Source organism: Geodermatophilus sp. SYSU D00779, from assembly GCF_054050595.1.
The window spans coordinates 125,397-138,105 of the sequence record NZ_JBJGZQ010000003.1 but is presented as its reverse complement, the minus strand read 5'-3'; the positions used below and the strand labels follow the sequence as shown (position 1 = coordinate 138,105).

The following is a 12,709-nucleotide window of genomic DNA, read 5'->3' as shown; positions in this document are numbered from 1 at the left end:
GGCGTCACCGGGCCGCGGGGGTCGGGCGTTCCCAGGCCCCAGGGGGCGGACGGCACCGGGCTCCCGAGCCGGGGGACTCCTCGCAGACCGCGGTGGCGCAGCAGGTCGGCGGGCAGGGGTCAGCACGGGACCAGGCGGTCCTGGTCGGCGAGCTCGGCCGGGCCGGGCACCGGTGGCGGCCCGGGGAACGGCTGGAGCAGGTCTTCGAGCGGCGGGTCGACGCGCTCGCTGCGGCGGGCCGGTCCGACCAGCTGGCCGTCGACGCCGGTGACCAGCGGCTCACCTACGCCGAGCTCGACGTCCGGGCCAACCGTCTGGCCCACCTCCTGCGCCGGCGGGGGGTGGCGCCGGGTTCCCGCGTCGCCCTCCTCTGCGACGAACCCGTGGCCACCTACACCGCCCTGCTCGCCGTCCTGAAGGCGGGCGCGGCGTACGTCCCCCTGGACCTGGCCTTCCCCGCTAACCGGATCTCCTACATCGTCGAGGACGCCGGTGTGGGGCTCGTCGTGACGACGGCCGGTGCCCGTGGCCGACTCGACGGCCTCCCCGTGCCGGTCCTGTGTCTCGACGAGGACGCCGCTGCTCTCGCCGCCGAGGACGACCGACGCCCCGCGCCGATCGGGACGGGGCCGGACGCCCCCCAGCAGGACGACGGGCTGTGCTACGTCGTGTACACGTCGGGGACGACCGGGCGGCCCAAGGGCGTGATGATCGACCACTCGGCGATCTGCCACTTCGTGGGCGTGGCCGCGGAGGTCTACGGGGTCCGTCCGGACGACCGGGTGTACCAGGGCCTGACGATCGCCTTCGACTTCTCCGTCGAGGAGATCTGGGTGGCCTGGGCGGTCGGCGCGACCCTGGTGCCCCGTCCGCCGGGGGGCAGCCTCCTGGGGGCCGACCTGCACGAGTTCCTCACCGATCGCCGGGTCACCGCCCTGTGCTGCGTGCCCACGTTGCTCGCGACCCTCGACGACGACCTCCCGGCGGTGCGCTTCCTGCTGGTCTCCGGTGAGGCCTGCCCGCGGGACCTGGTCGTGCGCTGGCACCGTCCCGGCCGCCGCTTCCTCAACACCTACGGGCCCACCGAGACGACGGTCACGGCCACCCTCTCGGTCGTCGACCCCGACCGGCCGGTCACCCTCGGCAGCCCTCTGCCCGGGTACTCCGTGACGGTCCTCGACCCCGACGGGGAGGCAGCGCTGCCGCCGGGTCGACTGGGCGAGATCGCCATCGCCGGCATCGGCCTGGCGACGGGTTACCTCAACCGGCCCGACCTCACCGAGCGGGCGTTCGTCCCCGACCGCGTGGGGCTGCCGGACAACCCGTCCGGTCGCCTGTACCGGACCGGCGACCTGGGCTGCATCGTCGACGGCGAGGTGGAGTACCACGGCCGGATCGACACCCAGGTCAAGATCCGCGGCTACCGCATCGAGCTGACCGAGATCGAGTCGGTCCTGCTGCAGCTGCCCGGCGTGGCGCAGGCCGTGGTGTCCACCCACGAGCCGGCGCCGGGAGCGGTCGAGCTCGTCGGCTACTACGCGCTGCGCAGCGGGGCGGCGGCGCTGGACGTCGGCGCTGCCTACACCCACCTGCGCGGGCGGTTGCCGATGTACATGGTCCCCGCGTACCTGGAGGAGCTCCCGGTCATCCCGATGACCACGAGCGACAAGGCCGACCGGAAGGCGCTGCCACCACCCCGCGGGCCCCGTCAGCTGGCCGACCAGGGGCCGTACACGGCACCGGAGACCCCGCTCGAGGAGGCCCTCGCGGACGCCGTGGGCTCGGTCCTCGGGCTGTCGGAGGTGTCGGTGACCAGCAACCTGTTCGACGACCTCGGTGCCGACTCGCTCCTCCTGGCGCGGATCTGCGCGAGGATCCGTGAAGGCGGCGACCTGCCGACGGTGTCCAACAGGGACCTGTACCAGAACCCGACCGTGCGGGAGCTCGCCGCTGTCCTGGCCGGGCGCGAGGTCGTCACGGCGCCGGTGGCGACCGACCCGTCGGCCCCGCCGCCCCGGGGCCATCAGCACCTCGTCTGTGGCGCGCTGCAGCTGCTGGCCGTTCTCATCTGGTCGTGGCTGGTCGGGCTGGTCCTGGCCGAAGGCACGCAGTGGATCTCCGCGGCCAGCGGGTTCCTACCGACCTACCGGCGGGCGGTGGTGTGGGGCGGCGCCACGTTCCTCGCCGCCTGTGCCCTGCCCATCGCCGCCAAGTGGCTGATCGTCGGGCGCTGGCGGGTCGAGCGGTTCCCGGTGTGGAGCCTGCGGTACTTCCGCTTCTGGGTCGTCAAGACACTCGTCCGGAGCTGTCCACTGGCCCTCTACCGCGGCTCTCCGCTGCTGGCGCTGTACCTGCGGGCCCTCGGCGCTCGTGTGGGCCCCGGCGCCCTGGTGCTGACCAGCCACCTGCCCGTCTGCACCGACCTGCTGACCGTCGGGCCGGGAGCGGTCGTGCGAAAGGACTCCTTCCTCAGCTGCTACCGAGTGGTGGGTGGCTACCTCGAGACCGGGCCGACGTCGATCGGCCGGGAGGCAGTCGTCAGCGAGGAGACCGTCGTCGACGTGGGCACCGTCATCGGAGACGGAGCAGAGCTGGGCCACGCCTCGTCGCTGCACGCCGGTCAGGTGATCCCCGCCGGGCAGCGCTGGATCGGGTCGCCTGCTGAGCCCACCAGCCGGCCGCCGGATCGTCCCCCGGCGATGCGGGTCGGCCGGGGTCGCCGGCTCTGCTACGGAGCCCTGCAGGTGCTGCTCGCCGTGCTGGTGTGGACCCCGGCGGTCTTCATGCTCGCCCAGGTGTTCCTGCCGCACTCCGACGACCCCACCCCGCTGTCCTTGACCGACCCACGCCACTACCTCTGGCAGATCTCGCTCACCAGCGCCTTCTTCTGGGGCGCCGTCGTGCTGGGGCTGGTCAGCACGATCGCCCTCACTCGGCTGCTGTCCTGGGCTCTGCCTGCGGGCGGCGTCTTCCCGCTGTACGGCTGGCGGTGGGCGGTCCAGCACTCCGTGGCCCGTCTGAGCAGCCGGCGCTTCTTCATGTACCTGTTCGGCGACAGTTCGGCCATCGTGCACTGGTTGCGCGCCATGGGCTGGGACCTCTCCCGGGTCGAGCAGACCGGCTCGAACTTCGGGATGGACGTCAAGCACGAGGTGCCGGGGCTCAGCGCCGTCGGTTCGGGAACGATGGTTTCCGACGGGCTGTCGATGATGAACGCCGACTTCTCGGCCACCTCGTTCCGGGTGCGGCGGGTGGCGGTGGGTGCCCACAACTTCGTGGGCAACCACGTCGTGTACCCGCCGGAGGGGCGGGCGGGCGATGACTGCCTGCTGGCGACCAAGGTGCACGTCCCGCTCGACGGACCGGTCCGAACGGGCGTCGGGCTGCTGGGTTCCCCGCCCTTCGAGATCCCGCGTTCGGTGGAGCGGGACCGTGCCGTCGAGTTCCACCGAGACCCCGCCCGGCGCCGGGCAGCCCTCCGCCTCAAGAACCGGCACAACGCGGTGACGGCGGCCCTGTTCCTGGTCGTCCGCTGGCTGCACGCGGTGGGCCTCGTCCTGATCCTCACCGCGACGGTCCGGGAACCGGGGCTGGTCGGCGCGACCGTCGCTGGAGCCGGCGTCGCCGGGATGCTCGTCTTCACGACCGTCTATCCGGCACTCGTCGACCGGTGCCTGCCGCGGCCCAGACCCATGCAGTGCTCGATCTACGATCCCCGGTTCTGGCGCCACGAGCGGTACTGGAAGGTGCCGGAGCAGATGTACACCCTGACTCTCAACGGCACCCCGTTCAAGGGCCTCCTGTGGCGGGCCCTCGGCGTCCGGATCGGCCGGCGTGTCTTCGACGACGGGTGCTGGGTGGTCGAGCGGAGTCTGGTCAGCATCGGCGACGACTGCTGCCTCGGCGAGCACAGTGTCATCCAGAGCCACTCACTGGAAGAGGGCGCGTTCAAGTCCGACCACATCCGGATCGCAGCGCGCAGCACCGTGGGCATCGGGGGTTTCGTCCACTACGGCGTGACGATGGACGAGGGGGCCGTGCTCCTGCCGGACTCCTTCCTGATGAAGGGCGAGAGCGTCGGGCGGGCCGAACGGTGGGGTGGCAACCCCGCACGTGACATGTCGAACGTCGGACGGTCGGCCGCCCCGGCCAGGCTCAGCGCTCCACCCGAGCGGCCGCCACCGCCTCGCTCCGAGCGTCCGGCGGGGCCGATCGAGACGGTCGAAGACGGGGCCGCCTCGAACCGACCCACCGGCTGGCCGGTCGTGACCGGAGGGCCGTCCGGCGAGCAGTGACCGGATCGTCGACCGGCCGGACCCGGGTCGGGAGGCGGTACGCGGCGCATCCCGGCTCCAGGCCGGCGCATGTCAGGGAGGACGGGCATGACGGCCGAGCGGACGGCCGGGAGGCTCCCTGCTCCCGACGGCCGAGGGCACCGGACGGGGCAGCCGTCCCCTGCCGGGACAGGAACCGGCACGGCCCCTCACGGTCGGGGCGACGCGGAGTCCGAGGGCGTCGCTCCGACATCGTCGGATCAGCAACCGGGGATCCTGCTGGACCCGCGGTGGGGCCTGTCCGATGTCGTCCTGGAACGGCGGCTCCGGGCCACGGCCACCGGCGCGGGCGCCGGCGAGCACCTCCTGGCACTGCAGCGGATCGCCGACGCCAACGGGGGCAACCGCGCCTGCCCCGGCCCCGGGTACGAGGCGAGCGTCCGCCACGTGACCGAGACCCTCTCCGCGGCGGGCTACGACGTCAGCACCCCCGCGTACCCGCTGCCGAAGCGGCGGCGTCGTCGGGACGGCGAGACCTGCTGCCGCAACGTCATCGCCCAGACCCGGACGGGGGACGGGCGACGGGTCGTCGTGCTCGGGGCGCACCTGGACTCGGTGAGGAGGGGGCCCGGGATCAACGACAACGGCTCCGGGGTCGCCGCGCTGCTGGAGATCGCCACCCGGCTGGGCGGGTCACCGCCGGTCCGCAACGCGGTCCGCTTCGCCTTCTGGGGTTCGGAGGAGGACGACCTGGTGGGGTCGACGCACTACGTCGACACGCTGTCCCGCGCGGAACGCGACGACATCCTGCTGTACGTCAACCTCGACATGCTGGCGTCACCGAACCCCGGGTACTTCGTGCTGGGAGGCGAGGGGAGATCCCGTGCCGAGCACGGCCCGCCCGGCTCGGCCCAGGTGGTGTGCCTCCTGGTGGAGCAGCTCGCCGCGACGGGGATCGTCGCCAGGACCGTCCCCCTGGACCGCGAGTCGGACTACGTCCCGTTCGTCGACGCCGGCATCCCGTCCGCCGGCGTCTGGACCGGGGACCGGGAGACCAAGACCCGCAAGCAGGCGCAGCGCTGGGGTGGGCGCGCCGGCCGTCCGTTCGACCCGCACTACCACACCGAGCGGGACCGGCTCGACACGCTCGACCGCGCCGCCCTGGACCACTTCACCCGCGCGGTGGCGGGGGCGGTCGGCCGCGCCGCCGTCTCGCTCCACACCCGTCCGGGCGCGTAGGCCCTGGTCCCGGACCGGTCCGGGGGGCCGGCGGATCCCCCGTTCCTCAGCCGGCCGGCTGGGGCTCACCCGCCGAGGAGCGGCGCCAGGAGGCGTGCAGCCGCGCGTAGGGACCCTCGGCGTCCACCAGCTCGGCGTGCGAGCCGCGCTGGACCACGCGGCCGGCGTCGACGACGAGCACCTCGTCGGCCCGCTCGGCGGTCGAGAGCCGGTGGGCGATGGTGAGCGTCGTCCGGCCGTCGGTGAGCCGGTCGAGCGCGTGCGTCAGCCGGCGCTCGGTGGCCGGGTCGACGGCGCTGGTGGCCTCGTCGAGCACCAGCAGGTCGGGGTCGGCGGCGTAGGCGCGGGCCACGGCGACCAGCTGCCGCTCCCCCGCCGACAACGACTCCCCGCGCTGGCCGACCCGCGTGGCCACGCCGTCGGCCAGCCCGGCCACCCAGTCGCCCAGCCCGAGCTCCTCGAAGGCGGCGCGCACGTCGTCGTCGGAGAGCCCCGGCCGGCCGTAGCGCACGTTGTCGGCGACGGTCGCGTCGAACAGGAAGCCGTCCTGCGGCACCATCACCACCCGCTGGCGCAGCGAGGCGAAGGCGACCCGGTCCAGCGGAACCCACCCGGCGTCGTCGTCGCCGAGCAGCACGCGGCCGCAGGAGGGGTCCATCAGCCGGGTGACCAGCTTGGCGAACGTCGTCTTGCCCGAGCCCGTCTCACCGACGATGGCGACGCGGCGGCGCGGCGCGATCTCCAGGTCGACGTCCCGGAGCGCCGGACGCGCGTCCGGCGCGTAGCGGAAGGTCACGTGCTCGAAGCGCACGCCCAGCGGCGTGTGCGGCAGCTGCCGCGCGGTGGCCGGGTCGGCGACCGCCGGGTCGCGGACGTCGGGCTCGGTCTCCAGCACGTCGAGCACCCGGCGGAACCCGGCGACGGCGTTCTGCGCCTCGTTGAGCACCTCGCTGGCGGTCTGCACCGGGGAGACGAAGAGCGTGACGAGGAAGAGGAACGCGACCAGGGTGCCGGGGGTGATGTCGCCGTCCAGGCCGAGCAGGACGCCGACGACGACCACCGCGACGTTGGCGACGGCGGCCACGAACTCGCCGCTGACGAAGACCGACGCGGTGACCCGCTGCGCCCGCACCTGGGCCCGGTAGTGCCGGTCGATGGCGCGGTCGAGGCGGGCGGCGGTGCGCTCGCGGATGCCGTAGGCCCGCACCGTCGAGGCACCGACGACCGACTCCGACACCGCGGCCAGCACGTCGCCGACCCGCTCGCGCACCACGCCGTGGACGACGGCCAGCCGCGCGGCGAAGAAGCGCACCGCGATCGCGAGCGGCACGAAGCACAGCAGCACGACGAGGGTCAGCTGCCACGAGTAGACGGCCATGACGACGGTGGCCACGAGCAGCTGGCCGAGGCTGACCACGCCGAGGACGCCGCCCCACTGCATGAACGTGGACAGCTGGTCGACGTCGCTGGTGACCCGGGAGACCAGGGAGCCGCGGCGCTGGGTCTGCTGGTGCAGCACCGAGAGGTCGTGCACGTGCCGGAACGCCCGAACGCGCAGCCCGGCCAGCGCGGTCTCCGTCGTCCGGAACAGCCGGACGTTCATCCGGTAGACCGCGACGACGGTCAGCACCACGACGGCGGCGCAGAGCAGCACGACGTTCCGGACCAGGTCGAGGTCCGGGCCGCCGGGGCCGGCCAGGCCGCGGTCGATGACCTGCTGGACGGCGATCGGCACGACCACCCGCCCGGCGGTGGCGACCAGGGCGAGGGCGAAGGTGGCCGGCAGGCCGCGGCGGAACTCCGGCATCATCCGCAGGCCGCGGCGCAGGGTGGCGAGGGCCCCCTCCTCGCGGTGCTCGGCGATGGCGCTCACGAGTCCTCCTCGCTGGCGCTCGTCGACCGGGTCCGCGTCGCTGCTCTGCCCATCGGTGAGCTCGCGAGCTCGTTCACGCGGCCACCTCCGTCTGCGCGTACGCCCGCACCAGCGCCGCGTAGCCGGGCACCTCGGCCAGCAGCTGCTCGTGGCTGCCTCGCGCGAGCACCCGGCCGCCCTCGAGCCAGACGACCTCGTCGGCCAGCGCGATGGTGGCCTGCCGGTAGGCGACCACGACGACGGTCGAGGGCCGCTCCGCGTCGCGCAGGGCGTCGAGGATGCGCGCCTCGACGGCGGGGTCGACGGCGCTGGTCGCGTCGTCGAGCACCAGCAGCCGCGGCCGGCGCACCACCGCGCGGGCCAGCGCGATCCGCTGCCGCTGGCCGCCCGACAGGGTCGCGCCGCGCTCGCCGACGCGGGTGTCCAGACCCTCGGGCAGCCGGCGGACGACGTCGTCGACGGCGGCGACCCGCAGCGCCGCCCACACCTCGTCGTCGGGGACGTCGGCGCCGAGGGTGACGTTGCCGCGCACCGTGTCGTCGAAGAGGAAGGTGCCCTGCGGGACGAACGCCGCCTGGGCGCTGACCTCGCCCTCGCGCAGCGCGCGCAGGTCGACCCCGTCGAGCAGCACCTCGCCGGAACCGGGGTCGACCAGGCGGACCAGCAGCCCGGCCAGGGTCGACTTGCCCGAGCCGGTCGGCCCGACGACGGCCACCGTGCTGCCCGGCGCCACGTCGAAGGTGACGCCCGACAGCGTGGGGCGGGTCGCCCCCTCGAAGCCGTAGTCGACCCCGCGCACGCCCAGCCCCGCGCCGCCGGTGCCGGCCACGGCGTCCTCGGTGCCGTGCGTCGTCTCGCCGGTCGCGTCGAGGACCGGCGTCACCCGGTCGAAGCCGGCCAGGGCGCGCGGCAGGTCGGCCAGCACCCAGCCGATGGCGCGGATCGGCAGCGCCAGCAACGTGAACAGGTAGGCGATGGAGACCAGGGCGCCGGGGTCGGTGACGCCGTCGGCGACGCGGCCGGCGCCGATGAGCAGCACGGCGAGGGTGCCGAGGTTGGGCAGCGCCTCCATCAGCGGGTCGAACAGCCCGCGCACCCGGCCGACGGCGACCAGCCCGTCGCGCAGCTCCTCGGCGCGCTCGGTGAACCGGCGGGTCTCGACGTCCTCCCGGCCGAGGGTCTTCACGACCAGGGCGGCGTCGAAGCTCTCGTGGGCGATCTCGCTGACCTCGGCGCGCAGCTGCTGGGCGCGCCGCATCCGCGGGCTCATCTCCTGCGAGTAGACGGCGTTGACCACGAACACCAGCGGGAAGACCACCAGGCCGACCAGCGCCAGCCAGGGGTCGGTGGCGACCAGCGCGGCCACGGTGATGCCGATCATCACGACCGCGCCGCACGCGAAGGGCAGCGGCGCGACGAAGAACCAGGACGCCTCGACGTCGGAGTTGGCGTTGGACAGCAGCTGCCCCGTCGGATGGCGCTGGTGCCAGGACAGCGGCAGCCGCAGGTACTGGCCGGTCACCCGGCGGCGGTACTCGGCCTGCAGCCGGTAGCCCATGACGCCGGCGAACAGCCGCCGTCCGAGGATGCCCAGGATCTTCAGGACGGCGACGCCGAGGATGGCGGCCGCGGCCAGGGTGAGCGCGCCGGCCGAGGTGACGCCGTCGTCCAGGGCCGGGAGGACGACGCGGTCGGTGACCTCGCCGAGCACGTAGGCGCTGGCGACGGTCATCCCGCCGTAGAGGCTGCTGGCGAGGAAGGCCAGCGTGAACATCCCCGGCTGCTCGACGATCGCGCGCCCGACGTGGCGCATCCCTCGCCGCACGACGGCGTCTCGGCGGCGGGGCACAGGTCTCCTCGGTGGTGGTGCGGGGCGGCGTCCCGACTGTACGGAGACGCGCTGAGTGACCGCGCGCCGTTTTCCGGGGCCGCTCCGTCGGTAACCCCGCCCGGTGACCTCCTCTTCCCGGCCGCTGGCCGCGCGCGAGCGGGCGGCGCTCGCCGACCTCCTCGAGGAGCTGGGACCCGACGCGCCCACCCGCTGCGAGGGCTGGACGACGGCCCATCTGGCCGCCCACCTCGTCACCCGGGACCGCCGTCCGGACACCGCACCCGGCTTCGCCCTGGAGACGACGCCGATCGGGGGGCCGTTCGCCGCCTGGTCCCACCGCGTGGAGGACCGCCTGCGCGCCGGCACCCGCTACGCCGACCTGGTGGCCCGCGTGCGCTCCGGGCCGCCGCGGTGGCTGCCGGCGTCCTGGCCACCGGTGGCCGCGGTGGTCGACACCGCGGAGTACGCCATCCACCACGAGGACGTCCGCCGGGCCCGGCCGGGCTGGTCCCCCCGCGAGCTCCCCCGGGGAGACCAGGACCGGCTCTGGGGCAACGTCGTCCTCTTCGGCCGGGTCGCCGCCGGCCAGGTGCCCGGGGCGCTGGTGCTGCGGCGCAGCGACGCGCCCGGAGTGGAGCGGCGCTACGGCAGCGGCCCGCCGGAGACGGTCGTGGAGGGCGAGCCGCTGGAGCTGCTGCTGTGGGCCAGCGGGCGCCGGGACGTCGCCCGCGTCGACGTCAATTGAGAGAGGCCCCTGCCCCGCCGCATCGCGGGCTTCCGCGGGACTCCACCGGAGGCCAGCCCGGAGCGTCGGGTGGCAGAGCCGGCCCGGTCACCGCAGCGGGTGGTCGGTCTCCCGGCGGACGGGGACGCCGGCGTCGCCGAGGACGGCCTTGACGTCGCCGATGCGCAGCTTGCCGAAGTGGAAGACGGTCGCGGCGAGCACCGCGTCGGCGCCGGCCTCGACCGCGGGCGGGAAGTGCGCGGTCTCGCCCGCGCCGCCGCTGGCGATGACCGGCACGGTGACCTCGCGGCGCACCGCGCGGATGAGCTCGAGGTCGAAGCCGGCCTCGGTGCCGTCGGCGTCCATCGAGTTGAGCAGCACCTCGCCGACGCCCAGTTCGGCGGCCTGCACGACCCACTCGACGGCGTCCCGGCCGGTGCCGCGCCGCCCGCCGTGCGTGGTGATCTCGAAGCCGGAGTCGGTGACCGCGCCGTCGCGGGTCCGGCGGGCGTCGAGGGAGAGCACGAGCACCTGGTTGCCGAAGCGGTCGCTGATCTCGCTGATCAGCTCCGGCCGGGCGACGGCGGCGGTGTTGACGGCGACCTTGTCCGCGCCGGCGCGCAGCAGCCGGTCGACGTCGGTCACCGAGCGCACCCCGCCGCCGACGGTGAGCGGGATGAACACGCTCTCCGCGGTCCGGCGGACGACGTCGTAGGTGGTCTCGCGGTCGCCGGAGCTGGCGGTGATGTCGAGGAAGGTGAGCTCGTCGGCGCCCTCGGCGTCGTAGACCCGGGCCATCTCCACCGGGTCGCCGGCGTCGCGCAGGTCGACGAAGTTGACCCCCTTGACCACCCGGCCGGCGTCGACGTCCAGGCACGGGATGACGCGGACCGCGAGGCTCACGACGACCTCACCGCGTCGGCCTCGACCTCGACGAGCATGTCCGGGTGCAGGAGGGAGGCGACGCCGATCATCGCCGTGGCCGGCCGGACGGCGCCGAACACCTCGCCGTGCACGCGGCCCACCTCCTCCCAGCGGGAGGTGTCGGTGACGTACATCCGGGTGCGCACGACGTCGGCGGGGCTGAAACCGGCGGAGGTGAGCGCGTCGACGAGCACGCCGAACGCGACGCGGGCCTGCGCGGCCACGTCGCCGGGGTGCACGACGGCGCCGTCGACGGTGGCGGTGCAGCCGCTCACCCAGGCCTGGTCCCCGACCGCGACCACGCGGCTGTAGCCGACGACGTCCTCCCACGGCCCACCGGAGCCGATCCGCTGCACTGTCATGACGATGCCTCCCGGGTGACGGCCAGCGCCTCGGGCAGCGTGAAGGCGCCGGCGTACAGCGCCTTGCCCACGATGGCGCCCTCGACGCCGACGGCGGTGAGGCCGGCCAGCGCCCGGATGTCGTGGAGCGAGCTCACGCCACCGGAGGCGACCACCGGGCGGTCGGTGGCCGCGCAGACCTCGCGGAGCAGGTCGAGGTTCGGGCCGCGCAGCGTGCCGTCCTTGGTGATGTCGGTGACCACGTAGCGCGCGCACCCCTCGGCGTCGAGGCGGGCGAGGGTCTCGTAGAGCTCGCCGCCCTCGCGGGTCCAGCCGCGGGCGGCCAGCCGGGTGCCGCGGACGTCGAGGCCCACGGCGATGCGGTCACCGTGCTCGGCGATGGCGCGGGCGCACCACTCGGGCGACTCCAGCGCGGCGGTGCCGAGGTTGACCCGGCGGCAGCCGGTGGCCAGGGCCGCGGTCAGCGACTCGTCGTCCCGGATGCCCCCGGAGAGCTCGACGTCGACGTCCAGCTCGCCGACCACGCGGGCCAGGAGCTCGCGGTTGCTCCCCCGACCGAAGGCGGCGTCGAGGTCGACCAGGTGCACCCACTCCGCGCCGTCCCGCTGCCACTGCAGCGCGGCCTCCAGCGGGTCGCCGTAGGAGGTCTCGCTGCCGGCCTCCCCCTGCACGAGGCGGACGGCCTGGCCGTCGGCGACGTCGACGGCGGGGAGCAGCTGGAGCTTCGGCACGCTCTCCAGCCTAGGGACCCCGTGCCGGTGGCCCGCATCACCGGCACCGGCGGCCCGGTGGCAGCCCGGCCGCCGTCGATCGCCGTACCGCGGCCGCGGCACCCGGGTCCCGGCGGGGTGACAGGGTGGCGCGGTGGAGTTCGCTGACGTCGTCCGCCGGCGGCGCATGGTGCGTGACTACGACCCCGACCGGCCGGTGCCACCCGCTGTGCGCGAGCGGCTGCTCGAGCACGCGCTGCGCGCGCCGTCGGCCGGCTTCACCCAGGGCTGGGCGTTCCTGGTGCTGGAGGACGCCGCGGACCGCGAGCTGTTCTGGTCGGTGACCACCACCGCCGGCGCCCCGGACGGGTGGCTGACCCGGATGCGGCGCGCGCCGCTGCTGGTGGTGCCCCTGTCGTCGAAGGCCGCCTACCTCGAGCGCTACGCCGAGCCGGACAAGGGCTGGACCGACCGTGACGAGGCCCGCTGGCCGGTCCCCTACTGGGACGTCGACGCCGGCATGGCCGCGCTGCTGGTGCTGCTGACCGCCGTCGACGAGGGGCTGGGCGCGTGCTTCTTCGGCGTCCCGGCCGAGCGCGTGGACGCGCTGCGGACGGCGTTCGGCGTCCCGGACACCCACCGGCCGGTCGGCGTGGTGTCGGTCGGCTACCCGGGCGCGGAGGACCGCCGGTCGCCGTCCCTGCGGCGCGGCCGGCGCGGCGTCGACGAGGTCGTGCACCGCGGGCGCTGGTGAGCGCCCTGGTTGACTGCC

At 74.7% G+C, this 12,709-nt stretch carries 9 protein-coding genes; 4 read left to right on the top strand and 5 right to left on the bottom strand.

What is annotated here, in order from left to right; translation table 11 throughout:
- Positions 1 to 92: 92 nt before the first annotated feature.
- Together ACI79G_RS03145 and ACI79G_RS03140 are read left to right on the top strand one after the other, a co-directional pair.
- A complete protein-coding gene (locus ACI79G_RS03145) occupies positions 93 to 4,295 on the top strand; it encodes a Pls/PosA family non-ribosomal peptide synthetase (protein ID WP_456879625.1) in 4,203 nt (1,400 codons plus the stop codon).
- A gap of 426 nt (positions 4,296 to 4,721) precedes the next feature.
- Positions 4,722 to 5,513 carry a M28 family peptidase gene (locus tag ACI79G_RS03140; RefSeq protein WP_456879622.1) on the top strand — a complete coding sequence of 264 codons (792 nt, stop codon included), beginning with the start codon at positions 4,722 to 4,724 and terminating at the stop codon, positions 5,511 to 5,513.
- A gap of 46 nt (positions 5,514 to 5,559) precedes the next feature.
- Here ACI79G_RS03140 and ACI79G_RS03135 read toward each other — a convergent pair whose 3' ends face one another.
- Together ACI79G_RS03135 and ACI79G_RS03130 are read right to left on the bottom strand one after the other, a co-directional pair.
- Positions 5,560 to 7,386, bottom strand: a complete 1,827-nt coding sequence (locus ACI79G_RS03135; protein WP_456879618.1) for an ABC transporter ATP-binding protein — start codon at positions 7,384 to 7,386, stop codon at positions 5,560 to 5,562.
- Positions 7,387 to 7,459: 73 nt separating this feature from the next.
- A complete protein-coding gene (locus ACI79G_RS03130; RefSeq protein ID WP_456879617.1) occupies positions 7,460 to 9,235 on the bottom strand; it encodes an ABC transporter ATP-binding protein in 1,776 nt (591 codons plus the stop codon).
- A gap of 103 nt (positions 9,236 to 9,338) precedes the next feature.
- On the opposite strand from ACI79G_RS03130, the gene ACI79G_RS03125 reads away from it, so the two are divergent.
- Positions 9,339 to 9,962: a TIGR03085 family metal-binding protein gene (locus tag ACI79G_RS03125; protein WP_456879615.1), complete on the top strand. Its 624-nt coding sequence runs from the start codon at positions 9,339 to 9,341 to the stop codon at positions 9,960 to 9,962.
- 87 nt (positions 9,963 to 10,049) lie between these two features.
- On the opposite strand, the gene hisF is transcribed toward ACI79G_RS03125, so the two are convergent.
- Genes hisF through priA form a run of 3 tightly spaced genes read right to left on the bottom strand, consistent with a single transcriptional unit; the run spans position 10,050 to position 11,958 of the window.
- Positions 10,050 to 10,844 carry an imidazole glycerol phosphate synthase subunit HisF gene (gene hisF / locus ACI79G_RS03120; protein ID WP_456879613.1) on the bottom strand — a complete coding sequence of 265 codons (795 nt, stop codon included), beginning with the start codon at positions 10,842 to 10,844 and terminating at the stop codon, positions 10,050 to 10,052.
- Entirely contained in the window at positions 10,841 to 11,227 is a 387-nt protein-coding gene (locus tag ACI79G_RS03115) for a RidA family protein (protein ID WP_456879611.1), read from the bottom strand. The genes hisF and ACI79G_RS03115 overlap by 4 nt, the downstream gene beginning before the upstream one ends.
- The gene (priA, locus tag ACI79G_RS03110; protein ID WP_456879607.1) at positions 11,224 to 11,958 is read right to left on the bottom strand and encodes a bifunctional 1-(5-phosphoribosyl)-5-((5-phosphoribosylamino)methylideneamino)imidazole-4-carboxamide isomerase/phosphoribosylanthranilate isomerase PriA; all 735 of its coding nucleotides are present in this window, start codon (positions 11,956 to 11,958) and stop codon (positions 11,224 to 11,226) included. The genes ACI79G_RS03115 and priA overlap by 4 nt, the downstream gene beginning before the upstream one ends.
- 133 nt (positions 11,959 to 12,091) lie before the next feature.
- On the opposite strand from priA, the gene ACI79G_RS03105 reads away from it, so the two are divergent.
- Positions 12,092 to 12,691: a nitroreductase family protein gene (locus tag ACI79G_RS03105; protein WP_456879605.1), complete on the top strand. Its 600-nt coding sequence runs from the start codon at positions 12,092 to 12,094 to the stop codon at positions 12,689 to 12,691.
- Positions 12,692 to 12,709: the final 18 nt, after the last annotated feature.

Coding starts and splice junctions, on each gene's coding strand:
- ACI79G_RS03115 (WP_456879611.1), bottom strand. CDS start 11,227: ATGACAGTGCAGCGGATCGGCTCCGGTGGGCCGTGGGAGGACGTCGTC.